We start from the raw sequence: 19,786 nt of genomic DNA on the forward strand, positions 1-19,786 counted from the left end.
CTATATTCAAATACAAGTTTAATTAAAAGAAAGCTAAAAATAAAAATATTTTATTGAAATATTTGCAAGGAATATCAAACTCCTTTAAATTTGTATAAAGCAAATGAGAATTGCTTGCTGTTCTTTTAAGAAAAAACATTGTTGGGTGGTGAAATTTTTGGCAGACACACCTCCTTGTCCCGGTGGCGGAGATCATGGAAAACCCGAAGCGGGCTAACCACTCTGTGAAGGTTCGAACCCTTCCCCAACAGCACGCTAAACGCAAGGTTTAGTTTTTATCCTGTAGGATGGTGAAATTTTTGGCAGACACACCTCCTTGTCGCGGTGGCGGAGATTCTGGGAAACTTCTAGCAATAGGAATAACCACTCTGTGAAGGTTCGACCCCTTCTCCTACAGCTCTTCTCATAATTTAGGTTTATAATTGGTTAGTAAAGGCCCCTGCCCATCAGGGGCTTTGCTGTTTTATAAGGTTTTTTATTCCACCCTCCTAACCCCGTGAAGGAGGAATACTAATATTTAGGATTGAATATTCACTAGCATATAAAAAGGATTATTCCTCATGTGTACCAACGCTTAACGACTCACCCCGACATCGCTATTGCTCGTCGACCTTCGCTACGCTGCACTGAAATAGGACAATACAACAAATCGTCATTGTGAGCGATAGCGTGGCAATCTCCCGACACGCTTGCAAAGACCCTTATTACTGGGAGATTGCTTCGTTCCTCGCAATGACGTGGTAGTTAGATTTCTTAATTAAATCCTAGATATTCTCGCAGGAAACCCATTTTCTATCATCAACAACACCAACGCCAGCCTCTTCTCTCATAACTTACTCACCCCGACATCGCTATCGCTCGTCGACCCTCTCTCCGCTTCGCGCAAAGGGGGGTAATACAAAAAATCGTCATTGCGAGCGATAGCGTAGCAATCTCCCGACATGCTTGCGACGACCTTTTCTATCGGGAGATTGCTTCGTTCCTCGCAATGACGTAGTAGTTAGATTTCGTAATAAAATCCTAGACATTCTCGCAGAAACCCCATTTTCTATCATCAACAACACCAACGCCAGCCTCTTCTCTCATAACTTACCCACCCCGACATCGCTATCGCTCGTCGACCATCTCTCCGCTTCGCGCAAAGGGGGGGTAATACAAAAAGTCGTCATTGCGAGCGATAGCGTGGCAATCTCCCGACATGCTTGCGACGACCTTTTCTATCGGGAGATTGCTTCGTTCCTCGCAATGACGTAGTAGTTAGATTTCGTAATAAAATCCTAGACATTCTCGCAGAAACCCCATTTTCTATCATCAACAACACCAACGCAAGCCTCTTCTCTCATAACTTACTCACCCCGACATCGCTATCGCTCGTCGACCCTCTCTCCGCTTCGCGCAAAGAGGGTTGAAATGCGGAATTAAACAAATATATATGACAGAACCCCCTCTCTCCACTACGCGCAAAGAAGGTTAAGACGGAAATAGTATATACACGCGACAGCACCCCCTCTTTCCGCAACGCGGAGAGAGGGGGCTGGGGGGTGAGTAAAAAAAAGCTCCGGAAAACACCGGAGCCTTCAACACATATTAACTTATCTATTAGAACAATTTAAAACCAATGCTTAATGCCCATAAATTCTGGCGTTGTCCGTAGTTCTGATTGATTTTGGTTAGCCCGCCTTCATAACGTAGGTCGGCTGTAATATGGCCTATATCTACACCGGCACCCGCCTGGAAACCTAACGTGCTTTTACGGTAATCTCCAAAGTCTTGATATGCGCCATTGACATTGTCGGCAAAGTTTTGGTTCTTATCCAGTACGTAGCTGTAAATAGGGCCGGCCATTATCCTGAAGTTGAGGTTATCGCCACCAAAGCCTTTACCTACCAATAAAGGTACATTTATAGTGGTAAAAGAAACCTTGCCGTTGGTAGTAACCGTATTGTTGTTGTTCTTAAAATCGAACTTACCACCGCTGCTGCCCAGGTAAAGCTCGGGCTGCAGGTATAGCTTACTGCCAAACCTAGCGAAAACACCTGCTTGGTAACCCGTTTTTGTAGACTCGTCAAATTGATCGGTGTTGATTTTGGAGAAATTTACCCCACCTTTAATACCCAATGAGAACTGGGCCTTTGCCGTTATTGCTGCCGATATGAGGATAGCAATACTTAAGAATAACTTTTTCATAATTGTAAATGAGTTTTAGTAATTACCCGTAATTATACCATCATAGTTGCCTTTGTTTAAAACCACAGGTAATTAGCATGGTTAATAATTTGGTTCGATGTGGCTGGCGTGTAAAAGTTTAACCGCAAGCCGGGTATTTAACGCAACCGCCATGGTATTTTTTATATTTTTGCTCAAATAATTTATTTATGGCAGAGATTACTATCAGCGATAAAGACTGGCAAAGGGTTAAAATTAAGGTTCAGCGCAAGTATAACCACCTTACTGATGAGCAGCTGCAATATACTCCCGGCGACGAAGAGGGCCTGATAAACCGCTTGATGGCGTTAATAAACCGCGACCGCAAATATGTAGTGTTCACCCTTAAGAAGGCCTTGGTGAATATTGACAATAACCGCCTGTAAATTGAGTTTATTACTTAAAGCTCAGCGCTTTTTGTAGTTTTATAGTTTAGGGAAAAGATGATAACAGAGAAAAGGAAGAACAATTACAAGCGGCCGGCCATTATTGCAGGCGTACTTGCGTTTGCCATAGCCGGTTTTGGTTTTAGCGATGACCTTTTCCAGATCACCAAGAACCTAGATGTTTTTGCCTCGGTTTACAAAGAGGTGAACATTAACTACGTTGACGATATAAACTCGGCCAAACTTATAAAGACCGGGGTTGACGCTATGCTGGACGGACTGGACCCGTATACCGAATTTGTTCCGGAATCTGAAATAGAGGATTACAAGCTTCATTATGTAAGTACGCAATACGGCGGCATAGGGGCAAGCATATTTGTGCGTGAAGGTAAAATATTTATAGCAGATATATTTGCCGGCTATCCAGCCCAAAAAGCAGATGTACGCCAGGGCGACCAGTTGCTGAAGATAAACGACATTGAAGTTACCGGCAAAACCAATGACCAGGTAAGCCTGCTGTTAAAAGGCAGCAAAGGAGCCGCAATAAAGCTTCTGATTAAGCGCGGCACCGAACCGGCCGTTGAAAAGAACCTGCTACGTGATGAGATTAAGCAGCCAAACGTAGTGTACTACGGAATGGTTGACGGTAACATGGGCTATATAAAGCTTAACAAATTCCTCGAGAATTCTGCAGATGAGGTAACTACTGCACTTGCCGCACTCAAAAAGAACAACCCGAACGGTATTATACTGGATTTGCGTTCTAACGGTGGTGGTATATTGCAGGAGGCTGTTAAAATAGTGAACCTGTTTGTTGCCAAAGACATAACTGTGGTATCACAAAAGGGCAAGATAAAAGAAAAGAACTTTACCTATAATACGGTGTCTGCACCCATGGAGCCAAACCTGCCGCTGGTAGTACTGGTAAACAGTCGTTCGGCATCAGCGTCAGAGATTGTAGCGGGTGCTCTGCAGGATCTGGACCGCGCTATTGTAATAGGACAGCGCAGCTACGGAAAAGGCCTGGTGCAGCAAACGTTTAACCTGCCGTACAACAGCCTGGTTAAAATAACTATTGCCAAGTACTTTGTGCCTTCCGGCCGTTGTGTGCAGGAACTTGATTATGCACACCGGAAAGACGACGGAAGCGTGATAAAGGTTGCCGATTCGCTTATACATGAATTTAAAACCAAAAATGGCCGCTACGTTTATGATGGCAGCGGGGTTTATCCGGATATCCTGGTAAAGCAGGAACGCTTTGCCAACATCACCCAAACATTAGTAAGCAAGCTGCTGATATTTGACTACGCTACACAATACCGCAATACCCACCCGGAGATAGGCGATCCACGGGCATTTGCATTAAGCGAAGCCGGCTATGCTGATTTTGTAAAATACCTGGGCACTAAAAATTATACGTACAGCACCGTATCAGAAAAGTTGCTTACTCAGCTTAAAACAGAAGCAACCAAGGAGAAGCAATTTCCGGAGATACAGGCCGAATACGATGTGCTGAAAGCCAAAATGGCTGCAAGCAAGAAGAATGACCTGCAGCTGCATAAAGAAGAAATTAAGCAAATACTGGAAAACGAAATAGCCTCCCGATATTACTACGAAAAAGGCCGTTACGAGACCAACTTTAAGTATGATAAAGAACTGGCACAAGCGGTAAAGACCATGCAGGATAAAAACCAGGTAGCCTCTATATTAAAAGGGGAAGGCGCTTTTAAAACCATAGGTAAACCTATGTTGGCTATGGCAAACCCTAAAGCGGATAGAGACACTACCCAATAGACCATTGTGAAAAAAATTGATAAAGGCGAGGCATAGATGTTTCGCCTTTTTTATTGGTGCTGGAGCATTGCACGTGATACTTACAGCTTGTAACTTCCTTGTTATACACCAGCTAAGGGTGGCAATCCGTTAAACTATCGTGATGTGGTACCGTCATACTACCAAACATTACGATAATGAAAAAGATAATTTTAACAACCGCAATATTCTTAAGCGCCTTGAGTTTTCAGGCCGCTAAAGCCCAGGTAAGTTTTAGTATAAACATTGGCAGCCAGCCCGAATGGGGACCAGTAGGATACGATCATGTAGACTACTATTACATGCCCGACATTGATGCATATTACGATGTACCGGCACACCAATACGTTTACCTCGAAAATAACAATTGGGTGCATCGCTCTAATCTGCCATCGCGCTATAGCAACTACAACGTTTATAACGGCTACAAAGTAGTGGTTAACGAACGCAACCCATGGGTGCGCAACAATGTATATCGTGCTAAATATGCCAACTACCGCGGCAGAGGTAACCAGCCAATCATTCGTGATAGCCGCGATGCCAGGTACGCAAATCACTGGACAGCAGACCGTCGGGACGACCGAAAAGACATTCGTAACGATCGCCGGGAGATCCGCGATGACCGCAGAGATTTTCGCCAGGACCGTAAAGAACTAAAGCATGACCGTAAGGATGCAAGGCACGATCGCGGCCGTCATTAATCTTCATAAACAAGAACAAGACAAAGGCAGCCCAAAAACGGGCTGCCTTTTTTGTACATAATAAAATGAATTTACACCTGTAATTTATAGTATTACCTGCAAATATATTTTCATTTTGCCTGTTAAATAGGTGTGGTTTTTGAAGATAACAGTTAAAGTTTTACGTCAAAAACAGCTTATTTGATGCTAATAGCGCGGTTTTTTCTAGGTATTTGACCGGGTGTTCAAACTGGTGTTCAATTGTGTGTTGTCAAAAAAACGTGAACACTTTTCATAAATCTAAAACAATCTGTCGTACAGCAGGCTTTTAAAATCATGAAAGCATCGCAAAACATTTTGGGTGGTATTGCGGGTTCAATAGCCCTCAACCTGGTACATGAAACAGTAAAGCGGTACAGCAGGTCTGCCCCGCGAGTAGACCTTGTTGGCGAGGATGCCATAAAAAAATGGCTGCCGAAAATAGGATTAACTCCCCCATCAGGCACTAACCTTTACCTGGCAACCCTGGCCGGAGATGTTATCAGCAATGCCATATACTATAGCATTGCCGGTGTGGGCAAAAAGAAGAATGTATTGCTAAACGGCTCCGTATTAGGCTTGGCTGCAGGGGTCGGCGCATTGGTACTTACAAAACCCCTGGGCTTAAGTGATGCTCCTGTCACCCGCACAAATACCACTAAGGCGTTAACAGTAGCCTGGTACTTAATAGGCGGCGTGGTAGCTGCCAGTGTTATAAGGAGGATGAGGAAGTAAATAAAAAGCAGAGGACAAACGGCCCCTGCTTTTTTGTGTTATTGCTTTACTTTCTACCAGAAGAACGAATACAGCGCAACGATTATTCCGCCTACAATTAAGGCACCGGCTGTAAATGCCCTTGAGGTCTTAAACATAGATGAATCTATCTCAAGCCCGTTAGGAACTACACCTTTAGCATTGTCTATTTTAGAGATAATGTACATGCCTATAACACATAGCAGGAACACAAATCCCATACGGTCAATAAAAGGGATTTCGTAGATGCCTTTGTCGTTCAGCTTAGAAAACCCCACTGGCGATAGGAACTGCAGATTCGCAAAATCTGGAAGAAACTTAAAAAATACCGAAAATATAAACCCGCCAATAGTCGCAAACAAAGCCGCATTTGAAGTTGCTTTTTTCCAGAAGAAACCCAGTATGAACATGGCAAAAATACCCGGTGATACAAACCCGGTGTATTCCTGTATGTACTGGAATCCTTGTTTGCCTTCACCCATCAAAGATTCGCCTATTGCAAGTGACATTATCACACCTAGTGCCATGGCCACTACAACCGACCACTTGCCTAAGGAAACCAGCTTATTATCAGGAGCTTTCGGGTTTATAGCCTTCTTGTAAATATCCAGCGTGAATATGGTAGCAATACTATTGGCCTTCCCCGCGAGAGATGCCACAATAGCCGCTGTCAATGCAGCAAATGACAGTCCTTTTAAACCTGAAGGCAGCAACGAAAGCAAAGTAGGATAAGCTTTATTATAATCGATAACGCCCTTTGAGCTTAGCATTTCCTGGTGGAACATTCCGCGCTCGTGTAACACATAAGCAGCTATACCAGGTAACACCACAATTATCGGCATTAATAATTTTAAGAATGCCGCAAAGAGAATACCACCTCTTGCCGTCTTCAGGTTTGCGCCTAAAGCACGTTGAGTAATATACTGGTTACATCCCCAATAGTTAAGGTTCACAATCCACATACCGCCTATCAGGACTGATAGGCCGGGCAGGTCCATATAATTAGGATTCTCTTTTTTAAATATCATATGGAAGTGATCGCTCGCCTCGGCATGCAACGTTTTTAGACCTGCAAGTAACGATTGATCAGGCGCATTCTTGGTAAGCTCACCTAAGCCGTAGTAAGTAGCAGCCAATCCGCCCAGAATTAATACAAATACTTGGATAACGTCTGTATATCCGATAACCTTCATGCCACCTAATGTGATTACCACAGCGAATACAGCAAGGCCTATTATACACACATAAATGTTTATGCCTGATATACCACTAATGGCAAGTGCACCAAGGTACAGGATAGACATTAAGTTCACCACGATGTACAACAGCAACCAAAATATTGCCATTACCATAGCTACAGTACCATTATACCGCTGATGCAGGAACTGCGGCATAGTGAAGATTTTGTTGCGGAGGTAAATCGGGATAAAAAATACAGCTACAATGATCAATGTGGCTGCAGCCATCCACTCGTAAGTTGATATAGCCAGGCCCATTTTGAACGCAGAACCGCTGGTTCCTATAAACTGCTCTGCAGAAATATTAGAAGCAATTAACGATGCGCCAATAGCCCACCAGGTAAGTGATCCTTCTGCAAGGAAATAATCCTTTGATGTCGCATCAGCATTCCGCTTGCGACGGTATATCCAATAGCCATAGAAAGAAACTATCAGAAAATAGATAACAAAAACGATCTTGTCGCTATTGGATAATGCATTCATTTACTCCGCCCGGTTTAATTTGGCCAATGCTACGTAGTGGCTGGTGTTTAGATATAACGATTAATTAAATTTTCAAGGTATTCCTGCTTCCCGCTGATAGTGGCTGGTTCACCATTGTCTATCGCGTACTGACGAAGGTCTTCTAATGAAAGCTTACCCGCTTCAAAATCTTTACCTGCACCGCTATCGTAAGACGCGTAACGTTCCTCACGGATCTTGTTGTAATCTGATTTCTGAAGAATGTTATCTGCAGTAATCAGCGCACGTGCAAACATATCCATACCACCAATGTGTGCGTAGAACAAATCAGCAGGGTCGGTAGAGTTACGGCGAATTTTAGCATCAAAGTTGATACCTCCACCCGCAAAACCACCTGCTTTGAGAATAATGAGCATGTATTCGGTTACTTCATTGATGTCGTTCGGGAACTGATCAGTATCCCAGCCATTTTGAGCGTCGCCCCTATTGGCATCTATCGAGCCAAGCAAACCAGCATCTGCAGCTACCTGCAGGTCATGCTGGAAGGTATGACCTGCCAAGGTTGCATGGTTAACCTCAAGATTCAGTTTAAAGTCGTTCAGCAAATCATATTTCTGCAGGAAGCCGAACACGGTTGCGGCATCATAATCATACTGATGCTTAGTTGGCTCGCAGGGTTTAGGCTCAATAAAGAAAGTGCCTTTGAAACCTTGTTTGCGGGCATAATCTTTAGCAGTGTGCAAAAATTTGGCTAAATGTTCCTGCTCGCGTTTCATATCGGTATTTAGAAGGCTCATGTAACCTTCCCGACCGCCCCAAAATACATAGTTCTCGCCACCTAACGCAATTGTTGCATCCAGCGCAGCTTTCACCTGAGCGGCACCATGCGCAAGCACGTGAAAATCAGGATTAGTTGCAGCACCATTCATGTATCTGCGGTGGCTGAACAAATTGGCGGTACCCCAAAGTAACTTTACGCCACTGGCGGCTTGCTTTTGCTTAGCATATTCAACAAGAGCTTGTAAGCGGCGGTCATTCTCATTTATGTCATTGGTATAGTCTACTACGTCCACGTCATGAAAGCAGTAGTAAGGCAAATTCATTTTCGTGATGAACTCGAACGCTGCGTCCATCTTGTCTTTGGCACGTTCTACCGCGTCAGATTTCTCATCCCAGGGAAAGTTATGGGTTGGGCCACCAAATGGATCGGCACCGTTACCGCAGAACGAATGCCAGTAAGCACAGGCAAAGCGCAAGTGATCTTTCATCGACTTTCCCGCAACAATCTTGTCCGCATCGTACCAGCGGAAAGCCATAGGATTGTCTGATGCTGCTCCCTCGTATTTAACTTGTCCGATGTTTTTAAAGAACTCTTTATCGCCTGTTACTATAGCCATTGTTGTTGATTTAAATTAAAGATTATATATTACTTTATGGTTGTAAACTGTTTATCTGCTTTTGCAAAAGGCCTTTCCAATCTTGATAAACCTCCTCAAAGCTGTCGCTCTTTGGCTCAACACGGTCTATAGCACTCGCATTACTAAATGCATCTGCAGCAGACGAAAATATTTCTGCACCAATTCCCGCACCTATTGCGGCACCCGCACTGCCGTCATTATTATGAAGCTCTACAGGCACACCCGTAGCGCTTACAAATGTTCTGGTGAAGAGTTCGCTTAAAAACATGTTGTTTTTCCCTGCTTTAATAAGAGTGGGGTTCATGCCGTTCTCACGCATAATATCAAGCCCATATCTGAAAGCACAGGCTATACCTTCTTGCGCAGCACGGAAGATGTGGGCAGGCGAATGTAAATTAAGATCGATATTCAATAGATGTGCACCTACCAGCTTGTTGTTCAGCATGCGTTCTGCGCCATTACCAAACGGAAGTATACGTAAGTCGTCTGCCCCCGTCGGTGCTTTTTCTGCTTCTGCATTCATTTGCTGATAAGTTAAGCTGCTGCCAAAACTATTCTTTATCCATCTATATAAGCTTCCCGTACCGTTAATACAAAGTAAAACGCCTAAACGCTTGCGTTCGTTAGTGTAATTTACATGGGCAAAAGTGTTCACGCGCGATTGCGGATCATACGTTAGCTCATCACTAACACCATAGATTACGCCGGACGTTCCTGCAGTAGCTGCTACCTCTCCTGGTTTTAATACGTTTAATGATAGTGCGTTATTAGGCTGATCGCCTGCTTTGTAGGTGACCGGAATGCCTGTATTTAGGCGCAATGCCGCTGCTACATCAGCCGTTAAGCGGCCGTGAGAGGAGAATACAGGCTTAACCACCGGGAATAATTCGTTGTCAAATCCAAAATAATCTACAACATCTTTGGACAATCCATTAAATTGGAAATCAAAGAATATACCTTCAGACAAAGCGGATGCAGAAGTTGTTATCTCACCGGTAAGCTTCATGGCTATGTAATCGCCTGGAAGCATTATCTTGTCTATCTTATCATATAATTCAGGTTCATTGACTTTAACCCAGGCCAGCTTTGAGGCTGTAAAGTTGCCGGGTGAGTTAAGCATGTGTGATAAACAAGCCTCCTGGCCTATGTCTTCAAAAGCTTTATCACCAATTTCAACAGCGCGGCTATCGCACCATATAATGCTGTTGCGCAACACTTTTTGGTTCTTATCTACCAGCACCAGGCCGTGCATTTGATAAGCTATACCAATGGCCGATATGTCCTCCGGATTATAGCCCCCCTTTTTGTGACATAACGCTATTGCCTGACCAGTTTGGTGCCACCACATGTCGGGAGACTGCTCGGCCCAACCAGTTTGCAAAGAGATTATAGGCGATTCAGTTTCCGGGTAACTCGCAGAAGCAACAACACGTTGCGCAGCAGCATCCACCACGCTTACCTTCACCGAAGAGGTGCCTATATCGATGCCTAATAGCAACATGTTCAGTAGAATGTTTAGTAAAGGTTAATACTTGGAGAACCAGCAACGAAATTAAATTAATTTTTGAAATTGTGGCATTTTGCTGCAAATAAAGCTGGAAAAGGCATTTTTTTTAATTTTTTAAAAAAGCGCTTGCGTAATAAAAAACGAAGCGTATATTTGCAGTCCCAAACGGAGTGGTAGTTCAGCTGGTTAGAATACATGCCTGTCACGCATGGGGTCGCGGGTTCGAGTCCCGTCCATTCCGCTAAAAGGGTAACAAAACCCATCGAAAGCGCTTAAATCAATGATTTAGGCGCTTTTTTTATGCCATAAATACCCGTTTCATACCAAGAAAAATGGATCATTCGGTTACCTATTCGGTTACCTATTGAGATTCACTAAATTTGAGGTAACCGAATAGCTAATAATTGATTGATTTTGAATGAATTGCAAAGCAAATCATAGTAGTTCAAAACGTATTAATTCGGTAACTAAAAATTCATGGTATTATGAAGAATTCGACAAGTTTTTCGGTCCTTTTCTGGACTAACAAAGCAAAAGCAGACAATAATGGCCTCGTACCTCTCTATGCAAGGGTTACGATAGGTGGTAAAAGAGCGGAGATATCCCTTAAAAAGAAACTGAATCTCAAAAAGTGGGACGTGCGAACAGGTTTTATGAAAGGCAGCGGAGAAGATGTGCGCATAACTAACAAATATATCAATGAAGTTCGTAACGAGCTATTCGAGATCTACATGGAAATTAATAGAAGTGAGAAAAAGATTAGCGCGGACGACATCAAAATTAAGTTTACAGGCCAAATGAATGTTGATGTCCCAGGCAGAAGTTTATTGGAGGTCTTTGACGAACACAACCGGGAAATTGAAAGCCTTGTAGGTAAAGACTATGTTAAAGCCACCGTAACTAAATATAGAACAATAAGGGGGAAGGTGAGCGACTTTATCATAAAGAAGTATAAAAAGCAAGATCTATTTCTTGACAGCCTTGATTTCACTTTTATAAGCAACTTTGAAAAACATCTTAAAATTCAAGAAGGTATTGAGCATAATACTGCGATGAGTTACATTAAAAGGTTAAAACGAATTTTGACTATTGCCGTTAATAATAGATGGGTCGCACATAATCCCTTCTTAGCATTTAAATGCACAAGCCGTAAGGTTTCCCGGACACATTTAACGGAGCATGAGCTATTCGTTCTTTCCTCGAAAGAGTTTAAAATTAAGCGACTGGAAGAGGTCAGGGATTGTTTTCTTTTTAGCTGTTATACCGGTTATGCTTTTGTGGATGCGCAAAAATTAACATCGGCCCATATCCATAGAAGAAACAATGGTGAATTTTGGATTGAGACAAGCAGAACTAAAACGGAGATAGTCGCAAACGTACCATTGCTCCCCCAGGCAATAGCAATTATTAAAAAATACAAAGACAATGATGTATGTACAGCATCCAACAGGCTGCTTCCAATTAAAAGCAATCAAAAAATGAATGCCTACTTGAAAGAAATAGCCGATTTATGTGAGATCGAAAAAAATCTCACAACACATATTGCAAGACATACTTTTGCAACGACAGTAACCTTAGGCAATGATGTACCTATTGAAACAGTTAGCAAGATGTTGGGGCATACTAAAATAACCACAACTCAAATTTATGCCCGTGTTCAAGAAAATAAAATAAGCCGCGATATGGCAGCACTGAACCGGAAATTAACGTATACAGAAATTTAAAAAACCGCTTTTTAACGAAAAAGGAATGTTACCTGGTTTGGGTCTTAATGGGGCTACCTACCACTGTAGGCCCAAGAAGTCAAACATTTTGATATGTAAACATTTGCATCACGTTTACTTTCAATTGTTTGGCATAGCCGAGAATTTAATTTTAAAATTTTTTTATATTATCATCAGGCATTTGGTCTATTAATTTTCCATAAGGATCAATTCCCACGGAGACCGGTTTCCCTTTTACAACAAGGACAATCGAATGCGTTCCGCTCTTTAATTTCTGTTTTTTTACATATAACGGATTCAATTGCATCCGTCCGGTTTTATCCTCGGATGGTGCTGCAAATACCGCTAGGTCTACGTAATCGTCCATGGGAGTAGAGACGTAGTTGCCTTTTCCAAGCAAATAAGACTTTTCTGCCTTAAGAATGATGGTGACTTTGTAATTATTTTTATCTAGCGGGGACGCCGTGACGCTAAGAATCTTATTGTTATAAAATGTTATTTTCTCCCACGTGTCTTTTAGATAGTATTGCAGCGAATCCGGTGTATGCATTTTTAGGTAACGATAAAGGTCTCTACTCCCTGCGTAAGGAGGATCTTTTTTAAAAGCATATTCATTTTTAAATCCTCTGAGCGCTGCGTTCATGTTTTCATCACCGATAAGATCCCGTAAGCCGTATAACACCTGAGCGGCTTTCGTTTCCCACTCATACCATCGGTTTGCATTGATCAGTGGACGTTCAGGTTCCTGTCCGCGACTATGCCAAAAAAGGTAATTCCAGATCTCCTCCTGCAGTATTTCACCCATATTCTCTTTACCATATTTACGTTCTATCATCACATAAGCATCGTACTTCGGCAGGCCGACAGAAATAACCTGTGAACCAACCGTATTATTTGGAGGTGTTTGAAAGATCCACCATTGTCTTGCAATGAGCTTTGACGCATCATAGTAACAATAGTCAAGCAAACCCTGGTGACTAAGATCAGCACTCCAGCCGGTATTTTCATTGTAGGTATTTAAGGTTGGATAGGAAGATGAGCCGCCGCTATAAATACTCGTTTCAACAAGCCGCAGGTCTTTATAAGGATAAGTGCCGTAAACCTTAGAGTAATACTTCAATCCATCCTCCATCGCATTCATAAACCGCCAGGTATTGATCGACTGGACAGGGTTATAGTAAATACTTGTTTTTACGTTATGCAAGCTGTCAATTTTTACATTACCTGAAGATACTGAATATCTTGCTGACAAGATTTTAAACGACGGGTAAAGGCCGGGGCTTTGCTGCACGTAATGGTAATAATTACGGCCATTTTGTTTCCATGTCTTTTGCAACTCTCCGGGTGCGATGGCGGTTTGGTCGCCCGCGGTGCTGACAGTAATGTCGAGGCTGTATAAATCTGCCGCTGAACCCATGATTAAAGTGCTCTTTCCGACGGGATCATTTTGGGATACCTCTTTATCCGTTTTTGGACTGAGGCCGAAACGTTTCCGCTCATAGTTACTACCCAGTTCCTCGCCTTCATCATATCCTAACCCGGGTATTCCTCCGCTGAAGTATGTGCCATTATGGAGAATGTCACCGCTATAAGAATCATTCTGAAATCCTTTATGTTTGACAACAGAGTTCATTTCAACCACAACAGAATCATGCGGTGCAAGCGCCCTGGCAAAGCTATAGATACGGAAATCAGCGGTATCTCTTTCCGGCCTAAACCAGTTAAACTTGCCGCGGGCATAGGTTAGCGGAACGGTGTAATCCATATCTTTTCCTTCAATTTTGAGGTCATATGTGATGCCTTCACCATCAAGCAGCATTTTTGAAATAGGTTTATCCGTTTTATTGACTAAGGTGAAATAGGCATGTGTTTTAGCCTCCAGCTTATTAGGAAAAAGGTCGACTACCAATTTTATACTGGTTAATTTTGGCAGCGGTAGGTTTTCATACCGCTTTAATGTTCTTTCGTAATCCACCGCACGCTTGTCGGATTCGGCACCTGTCAGGTAGCTATTTAAATAGCTTACATTATAATAGATGTATGACCCTGCGGCGAGAAAACATACCGTTACGGCGAAGGCCATCCATTTCGTTTTGCGGTCAAAGCGTTCCCTGGCCAGTTGCCATCTCTCTTTAAAGGACGATGAAATGCCACGATAATAAAACAATGCTGACATAATAATGAGTAATCCACCGGCCAGTAGCCAGTAAATGTTAAACCATAATACCGGGGTCAACATATGGCCGATGCCATCCATATCGGATATTGAATAATTCGGAGGATAAGAGTATAAAAACAAATTGTAATTAAACACGCCAGTTATGTGCGCGAAGAACAGGACGATCCAGATGGCGATGCCAACGCCATGTGCGGCAAACTTATTATTGATCACCACGTGTATCACATAAGCAAACACCACCATTTCCAGGAAACGCGGTAGCATGAGCACAAATACGTCCAGCAAATAAACTAATAGGTTAAACTGGTAATATCCTTTTATAACCTGGATGAAAATTCCAAGGAACATGGGTATAGTGGACAGGAAAGTCCCCAAGACAAGAAGGCTTAACAATCTGGAACCATTCAACACCCAGTTTGGGGCCGGGAGTGAATCGTTAATGTAAGCATATCGTGTTGTCCTGTCACGGTGAACGGTCTCGCCTGTATAAAAGATGATGATGAAAAATATGAAGAACAGGAAATTATCATAAAAGATCACCAGCAAGGAAACGGTACGCGGCAGGTTGGGCACACGATAAAAACTATCCCCCAGGTAAAATATGAAGCCAAGAAAGGTAAGCCCGCAGCCGATAATGATCCAAAAATAGTTGTCCCGGATGATATTTGACAATTCGGTTTTGGTTAGCGTAAGTAAGGTCCTGATATTATATTTGCCGGCAAAGCTGGTTGAGACTTTTGGCCGCTGCGCACTTCGGTTAACGATTTCATCTTTGATGATCTTCTTATCCCTTTTACCGCTAAAAAAATCTGCAAAATTAAACCGGAGATAACTGAATAACAAAAGTGCGAAACCTATACCCGGCCACAGCAGGCGATTGATTAAAAGCACCCCTTCAAAACTTACCGTAGAAATGTTTTTAAGATAGTCATCAGCCTGATTGACCTGCATGCGTACTCCGTTAAAGGCAAATGGGTCGGCCAGTTTTATTACCATCTCGTTACTGGAATGAGCAAGAAAAAAGGTGGCTATTAAATAACCCAAAAACAGAATAGTGCCACCGCTGTAAATCACTTTAATATTACGGGTAAGCGCGACCAAGCCATAAAATAAGGACGAGGTAAATACAAGATTAGGTACACCGATCAGCAGAAATGGCTGTAAATAGTATATTAATTTATTGGGACCGTAACGACCGGCGTCGTTAAGACCGAGTAGGGGCCCCAGGAATGTGCCGATGTATGCGCCAAACATCACTGCGCTGCCAATAATTAGAACAAACAATAATGAACTGCAGTATCTCCCCCAAAAATACCCTGCCTTTGTGATCGGGTAAGTGAGATAATAATCTTTCGTATTATACTCGATATCTTTATACAATGGCATGCCCATTATTGCCGACGTCACGAGCATCATAATGATGCTTAACCACGCATACGTCCGGGCGATCATCATCGGGCTGTTAAAATGTTCTTTTTCGCCGGCCGGAAGTGCACCTGCTGAAAATGAGAAGATTACGAAAAGTAATACAGCTAAAAAATAAACATAAACCGCCGGTCTCCTGAGGCGGTTCTGCGCCTCAAAAACAAATATTTTCCAAAACATAATCTATTTTTTAGTGGTGGTTTAAATAGTATTTACATCAACACGGGTCGCAATATTGCTAAAGTATACGTCTTCCAAATTAGGCGTTGCAGGTAAAAAACCCTTCCCTGGATCGCTTTCATGTAATACGCGGATATGCAATTTCCCTGTTTTTAGCTGAGTGGATATGACGGTAAAATCATCCTGGTAAAAGCTCAGCTCTTGTTTGGAGATCGCTTTGGTGAAGATCTTTCCTTCCATTTCTTTCACGGCGTTATCAGGCTGGCCGGCATAAAGCACTTCGCCCTGGCAGATGATCGCGAAGTTGGAGCAAAGCGTGCTGACATCTTCCACAATATGGGTGGAAAGAATAACGATCGTATTTTCGCCCAGCTGACTTAAAAGATTATAAAAGCGGTTTCGTTCTGCAGGGTCTAGGCCGGCGGTCGGTTCATCAACAATAATAAGTTTTGGGTTCCCTATCAGTGCCTGGGCGATACCAAATCGCTGCTTCATCCCTCCTGAGTAAGTGCCAAGGCTTTTCTTTTTATCTTTTGATAGGTTTACATTATCCAGTAATGCAGCAACAAGTTCTTTTCTTTCACTTTTATTGCCTACCCCCTTCAATTGCGCGATATGGTCCAGCATCCTTTCGGCTGATATCTTCGGGTATACCCCAAATTCCTGCGGCAGGTAACCCAGTAGTTGCCTAACTTTCGTTTTATCCTGCAGAACGTTCAGATCATCCAAAAAAATGCTTCCGCTGTCTGCTTCCTGTAGCGTGGCGATCGTTCGCATTAAGGATGATTTGCCCGCACCGTTCGGCCCAAGTAAACCGAACATACCGTTACTTAAATTAAGTGAAACATCTTTCAATGCCTTTACCCCGTTGGAGTAAGTTTTTGAAAGGGAATTGATGGTTAATTGCATTCGACTTGGATAAATGGTTATTGCTTTTTAAATAAGTTCTGGGACTGCGCACCGATGGTCAATTTGGCGCTATCAGCTAAATGATAACGGATATTTTCGATTCCGCTGTTACTGAGTAGGAGCTCACTGCGGTTCAGAATTTCAAAGTTTGCGTTTTTTAGCCGGTTGCCTTTCAACAGGTTGATCTTTGAACCGCTTCCGGGGCTTTTCCCTACCGTAGCGTTTACATTTACCAATTCATTATTTGCAAGTTCCACCATACTGCCATCGTCCTGCGAGATCGTCAAACTATCTTGTTTAAATCCGTCTACCAAAACTTTGCGCATGTTCCAGCTGTTGTAATTTACCGTATCTGTAACCCTGATATCTTTACTGACGGTATAGGTTGCACCGGCGTGTACAGCAGATAATCTTGGGCAGGAAATCACGATTAGGTATGGATTGACATTCCATAAATATTCTTTATCATATACGGCCTTTATGACTAGCTTTCTACCTTCCTGGGAAATTTTTATATTAGTTAATGCCGCGGCATCAGCTATTATTTTGAATGGCCCTTGTACAAATTTGACATTGGCTGCAGTAGAAGACACAAGATCTACCGCGTCAAAATCTTTAAAATTTAATTTTACAAAGTCCTTATATGGATCTTTATAACGGCCACTGATGAATTCGGCTTTTAATAGATTATCATAACCCAGCTGCGAAACAACGATCAGTAGCAGAGCAAGTATTATTAATCGGTTACTTGTTTTCATTTTGTTGGTTTATGGGCTGTTTGTAATTTTCGGATATAAACTTTTCATAGCGTTCCTGCAAGTCCTGCAAACCAATATCCAACAGGAAAATATTACGGAAAAACTCCGGGAGGTCTTGTGCTACAAAACGCTCTTTTCGGTAAGCTTTTACTTTGTCAAGACCATCGACTGCAACGAATAAGCCAAGGCCCCTTTTATTGGTCACCACGCCCTGCTGTTGTAGGAATTCATATGATCGCAAGATCGTATTGGGATTAACCTCCAGTTCAACCGCAAGGTCACGAACAGAAGGAATTTTATGCTCCGCTTTCCACTTGCCTAGCAAAATGTGTTCACTTATATAGGCGGCAATTTGCAGGTATATCGCCTCGTTATCTCTAAACTCCATAATTATACCTGTTTTTCTGTTAAGCGGAAATATGCGGCAACCCACAAAATCAGGATGAACGTTATCACCGTGTATTGTGTTATCCAGTCATAGTGAGGGGGCGTCCTGATCACGATGTTATGCATTTGTTCGGTAAACCTCATTTCTCCAAACGGTACATTAGGCCTTACTTTCTGACCCGTCATCAAGCCAAGCAGATACTTATTGCTTATCATCATCAAAGCGATCGTTATGAAAAACGCAAATGCCGTTTTTATAAAGTGTAGTTTGTTGAAATGGATGGCACCATAAAAAGAAACCGCCTGTAATAAACCATATACAATGTATATCTTGAATCCCGCAGGATTATCAGCGATAATACTGAATATCCTTGCATGTTCCCCCCCGGGCTTTAACCGAAGCAAGAAAATCAGCACTCCGTAAAAACTTGCCGTATAAATGATTAAAAACAATGGAAATGAATAAACCCATGCGACCAGGTATTTTTCAAAGTGCGAGGCCGGCAGTGTTAGAGCTGAAACGGACTTCTTCTTTTCGCCATAGTCAGCAAAAAGGGTACTTGTGAAAATGGTTCCTGCAGCAAGCATCACCATAACGTATAATGTAATCTGAAAGCTGACGTTCATCTCATCCGGAAGTGCGTAGATAAAAAGAATCCCTCCTAATAATAAAACACCAATAAGTACAGCCCAGCTCATGAAGTAGGTTTTATAATGGTCAGCCGTGTGTTTGATGAACAGCCGGCCAAAACGGTTATAGCTGAATGAAGAGGTCAGTGCCATATTATTTGGATGAATTGATAAAATCTAAGAGAGTTGTATTGCCGCTGATGACCGCGTTAAATAGCAGTTCCAGATCTACTTTGCTGAATAAGCCCTTGTGATTTTTTAAGATTGCATTTTTGCCCCGAAAATCTTTTTCTTCATATAACACGGGTAAGCCCTCCGTAGCGGGGTAAATCCCAAAAGTAAGTAGAGCTGCGAGCTTATCAAGAGATTGGTTGACGACAATGTCGCGGTTATCTAATATTAATAAAGTATCTATCAGATTATCTAAATCTCTCACCTGGTGCGTAGAGATCACTATACAGCGGTCTTCGGTTAACACCGATGCAATGAGTTTTCGAAATTGGGCTTTCGAAGGGATATCAAGGCCATTTGTTGGCTCATCCAGGATCAACAGTCCAGTATTTGTTGCCAGGCCAAATGCGATCAAAGCTTTTTTTTGCTGCCCGAATGATTGCTGATCCATTTCTGCAGCCACGTCAACGTCAAATACATTCAAAAAATGGTAGAAATCAGACTTACTGAATTTGGGGTAAAAGGCGGCGGTACTTGCGGCAAACTTTTCACAAGACAGCGAGGGTGCATAAAGATCCTCGGCCAGAAAATAAATATCGGAAAGTACAGCGACCGGCCGCCTTGCAACGTTAACACCATTGTATAGGCAACTGCCTTTTGTTGGAAAAGCTAGCCCGGTGATATTTTTTAGTAAGGTCGATTTGCCTGCGCCATTTTTCCCTAATAAGCCGTATATATGGCCTTTTTTAAGCTCCAGATCAAGTCCCTGAAATAATAGTTTCTTTTTAGCATAGCCGAATTCTAATCCTTTAACTTCTATCATATATAGTGTCTTAGTTACATAGGTCACTGCAAATATATTACTAATCTAATCATTCGCAAGTTTTGTAATTTTTTTTGCAACATCTTTCGGCCACTTTATC

General features: G+C 42.5%; 15 protein-coding genes and 2 tRNA genes. 7 read left to right on the top strand and 10 right to left on the bottom strand.

Features of this window, described 5'->3' with window-relative positions; all coding sequences use genetic code 11:
• Positions 1 to 139 precede the first annotated feature (139 nt).
• A tRNA-Asp gene (locus DYU05_RS21135) sits at positions 140 to 251 on the top strand.
• 1,348 nt (positions 252 to 1,599) lie between these two features.
• Here the strand turns inward: DYU05_RS21135 and DYU05_RS10660 are convergent.
• Entirely contained in the window at positions 1,600 to 2,187 is a 588-nt protein-coding gene (locus tag DYU05_RS10660; RefSeq protein ID WP_117383043.1) for a porin family protein, read from the bottom strand.
• A gap of 188 nt (positions 2,188 to 2,375) precedes the next feature.
• Between DYU05_RS10660 and DYU05_RS10665 the strand changes: the two genes are divergently transcribed.
• The 4 genes from DYU05_RS10665 to DYU05_RS10680 all read left to right on the top strand — a co-directional run bounded on the left by DYU05_RS10665 (position 2,376) and on the right by DYU05_RS10680 (position 5,857).
• Complete coding sequence (locus DYU05_RS10665; protein ID WP_117383044.1) at positions 2,376 to 2,591, top strand: hypothetical protein; 216 nt, start codon at positions 2,376 to 2,378, stop codon at positions 2,589 to 2,591.
• Positions 2,592 to 2,648: 57 nt separating this feature from the next.
• Positions 2,649 to 4,385 (top strand): S41 family peptidase, encoded by a 1,737-nt coding sequence (locus DYU05_RS10670; RefSeq protein WP_117383045.1) that lies wholly within the window; start codon positions 2,649 to 2,651, stop codon positions 4,383 to 4,385.
• Between the two features lie 176 nt (positions 4,386 to 4,561).
• Positions 4,562 to 5,104: a hypothetical protein gene (locus tag DYU05_RS10675; protein ID WP_117383046.1), complete on the top strand. Its 543-nt coding sequence runs from the start codon at positions 4,562 to 4,564 to the stop codon at positions 5,102 to 5,104.
• 315 nt (positions 5,105 to 5,419) lie between these two features.
• The gene (locus tag DYU05_RS10680) at positions 5,420 to 5,857 is read left to right on the top strand and encodes a hypothetical protein (RefSeq protein ID WP_117383047.1); all 438 of its coding nucleotides are present in this window, start codon (positions 5,420 to 5,422) and stop codon (positions 5,855 to 5,857) included.
• A gap of 53 nt (positions 5,858 to 5,910) precedes the next feature.
• On the opposite strand, the gene DYU05_RS10685 is transcribed toward DYU05_RS10680, so the two are convergent.
• From DYU05_RS10685 to DYU05_RS10695, 3 genes are read right to left on the bottom strand one after another with little or no spacing between them, the layout of a single operon-like run.
• Complete coding sequence (locus tag DYU05_RS10685) at positions 5,911 to 7,596, bottom strand: sodium/sugar symporter (RefSeq protein WP_117383048.1); 1,686 nt, start codon at positions 7,594 to 7,596, stop codon at positions 5,911 to 5,913.
• Between the two features lie 47 nt (positions 7,597 to 7,643).
• Positions 7,644 to 8,972: a xylose isomerase gene (xylA, locus tag DYU05_RS10690; protein ID WP_117383049.1), complete on the bottom strand. Its 1,329-nt coding sequence runs from the start codon at positions 8,970 to 8,972 to the stop codon at positions 7,644 to 7,646.
• Positions 8,973 to 9,006: 34 nt separating this feature from the next.
• Positions 9,007 to 10,494, bottom strand: coding sequence for a xylulokinase (locus tag DYU05_RS10695; RefSeq protein WP_117383050.1), 1,488 nt, complete (start codon positions 10,492 to 10,494; stop codon positions 9,007 to 9,009).
• Between the two features lie 173 nt (positions 10,495 to 10,667).
• Here DYU05_RS10695 and DYU05_RS10700 point away from each other — a divergent pair.
• A tRNA-Asp gene (locus DYU05_RS10700) sits at positions 10,668 to 10,741 on the top strand.
• A 244-nt stretch (positions 10,742 to 10,985) separates the two neighbouring features.
• Complete coding sequence (locus tag DYU05_RS10705) at positions 10,986 to 12,224, top strand: site-specific integrase (protein ID WP_117383051.1); 1,239 nt, start codon at positions 10,986 to 10,988, stop codon at positions 12,222 to 12,224.
• Between the two features lie 151 nt (positions 12,225 to 12,375).
• Here the strand turns inward: DYU05_RS10705 and DYU05_RS10710 are convergent, their stop codons facing one another.
• The 6 genes from DYU05_RS10710 to DYU05_RS10735 are packed head-to-tail and all read right to left on the bottom strand — an operon-like array spanning position 12,376 to position 19,686.
• Positions 12,376 to 16,008, bottom strand: a complete 3,633-nt coding sequence (locus DYU05_RS10710) for an ABC transporter permease/M1 family aminopeptidase (protein ID WP_117383052.1) — start codon at positions 16,006 to 16,008, stop codon at positions 12,376 to 12,378.
• A gap of 21 nt (positions 16,009 to 16,029) precedes the next feature.
• Positions 16,030 to 16,917, bottom strand: a complete 888-nt coding sequence (locus DYU05_RS10715) for an ABC transporter ATP-binding protein (RefSeq protein WP_117383053.1) — start codon at positions 16,915 to 16,917, stop codon at positions 16,030 to 16,032.
• 17 nt (positions 16,918 to 16,934) lie between these two features.
• A complete protein-coding gene (locus DYU05_RS10720; RefSeq protein ID WP_117383054.1) occupies positions 16,935 to 17,675 on the bottom strand; it encodes a hypothetical protein in 741 nt (246 codons plus the stop codon).
• Positions 17,662 to 18,063 carry a GntR family transcriptional regulator gene (locus DYU05_RS10725; RefSeq protein WP_117383055.1) on the bottom strand — a complete coding sequence of 134 codons (402 nt, stop codon included), beginning with the start codon at positions 18,061 to 18,063 and terminating at the stop codon, positions 17,662 to 17,664. Before DYU05_RS10725 ends, DYU05_RS10720 begins: the two co-directional genes overlap by 14 nt.
• A gap of 2 nt (positions 18,064 to 18,065) precedes the next feature.
• Positions 18,066 to 18,845 carry a hypothetical protein gene (locus tag DYU05_RS10730; protein WP_117383056.1) on the bottom strand — a complete coding sequence of 260 codons (780 nt, stop codon included), beginning with the start codon at positions 18,843 to 18,845 and terminating at the stop codon, positions 18,066 to 18,068.
• A gap of 1 nt (position 18,846) precedes the next feature.
• Positions 18,847 to 19,686: an ABC transporter ATP-binding protein gene (locus DYU05_RS10735; RefSeq protein WP_117383057.1), complete on the bottom strand. Its 840-nt coding sequence runs from the start codon at positions 19,684 to 19,686 to the stop codon at positions 18,847 to 18,849.
• Between the last annotated feature and the right edge of the window lie 100 nt (positions 19,687 to 19,786).

Origin of the sequence: Mucilaginibacter terrenus (genome assembly GCF_003432065.1) — a bacterium.
Lineage (GTDB): Bacteria > Bacteroidota > Bacteroidia > Sphingobacteriales > Sphingobacteriaceae > Mucilaginibacter > Mucilaginibacter terrenus.

What these genes read in the sequence shown, in the direction of transcription:
- DYU05_RS10660 (WP_117383043.1), bottom strand. Translation starts at nt 2,187, where the DNA reads ATGAAAAAGTTATTCTTAAGTATTGCTATCCTCATATCGGCAGCAATA.
- DYU05_RS10665 (WP_117383044.1), top strand. Translation starts at nt 2,376, where the DNA reads ATGGCAGAGATTACTATCAGCGATAAAGACTGGCAAAGGGTTAAAATT.
- DYU05_RS10670 (WP_117383045.1), top strand. Translation starts at nt 2,649, where the DNA reads ATGATAACAGAGAAAAGGAAGAACAATTACAAGCGGCCGGCCATTATT.
- DYU05_RS10675 (WP_117383046.1), top strand. Translation starts at nt 4,562, where the DNA reads ATGAAAAAGATAATTTTAACAACCGCAATATTCTTAAGCGCCTTGAGT.
- DYU05_RS10680 (WP_117383047.1), top strand. Translation starts at nt 5,420, where the DNA reads ATGAAAGCATCGCAAAACATTTTGGGTGGTATTGCGGGTTCAATAGCC.
- DYU05_RS10685 (WP_117383048.1), bottom strand. Translation starts at nt 7,596, where the DNA reads ATGAATGCATTATCCAATAGCGACAAGATCGTTTTTGTTATCTATTTT.
- xylA (WP_117383049.1), bottom strand. Translation starts at nt 8,972, where the DNA reads ATGGCTATAGTAACAGGCGATAAAGAGTTCTTTAAAAACATCGGACAA.
- DYU05_RS10695 (WP_117383050.1), bottom strand. Translation starts at nt 10,494, where the DNA reads ATGTTGCTATTAGGCATCGATATAGGCACCTCTTCGGTGAAGGTAAGC.
- DYU05_RS10705 (WP_117383051.1), top strand. Translation starts at nt 10,986, where the DNA reads ATGAAGAATTCGACAAGTTTTTCGGTCCTTTTCTGGACTAACAAAGCA.
- DYU05_RS10710 (WP_117383052.1), bottom strand. Translation starts at nt 16,008, where the DNA reads ATGTTTTGGAAAATATTTGTTTTTGAGGCGCAGAACCGCCTCAGGAGA.
- DYU05_RS10715 (WP_117383053.1), bottom strand. Translation starts at nt 16,917, where the DNA reads ATGCAATTAACCATCAATTCCCTTTCAAAAACTTACTCCAACGGGGTA.
- DYU05_RS10720 (WP_117383054.1), bottom strand. Translation starts at nt 17,675, where the DNA reads ATGAAAACAAGTAACCGATTAATAATACTTGCTCTGCTACTGATCGTT.
- DYU05_RS10725 (WP_117383055.1), bottom strand. Translation starts at nt 18,063, where the DNA reads ATGGAGTTTAGAGATAACGAGGCGATATACCTGCAAATTGCCGCCTAT.
- DYU05_RS10730 (WP_117383056.1), bottom strand. Translation starts at nt 18,845, where the DNA reads ATGGCACTGACCTCTTCATTCAGCTATAACCGTTTTGGCCGGCTGTTC.
- DYU05_RS10735 (WP_117383057.1), bottom strand. Translation starts at nt 19,686, where the DNA reads ATGATAGAAGTTAAAGGATTAGAATTCGGCTATGCTAAAAAGAAACTA.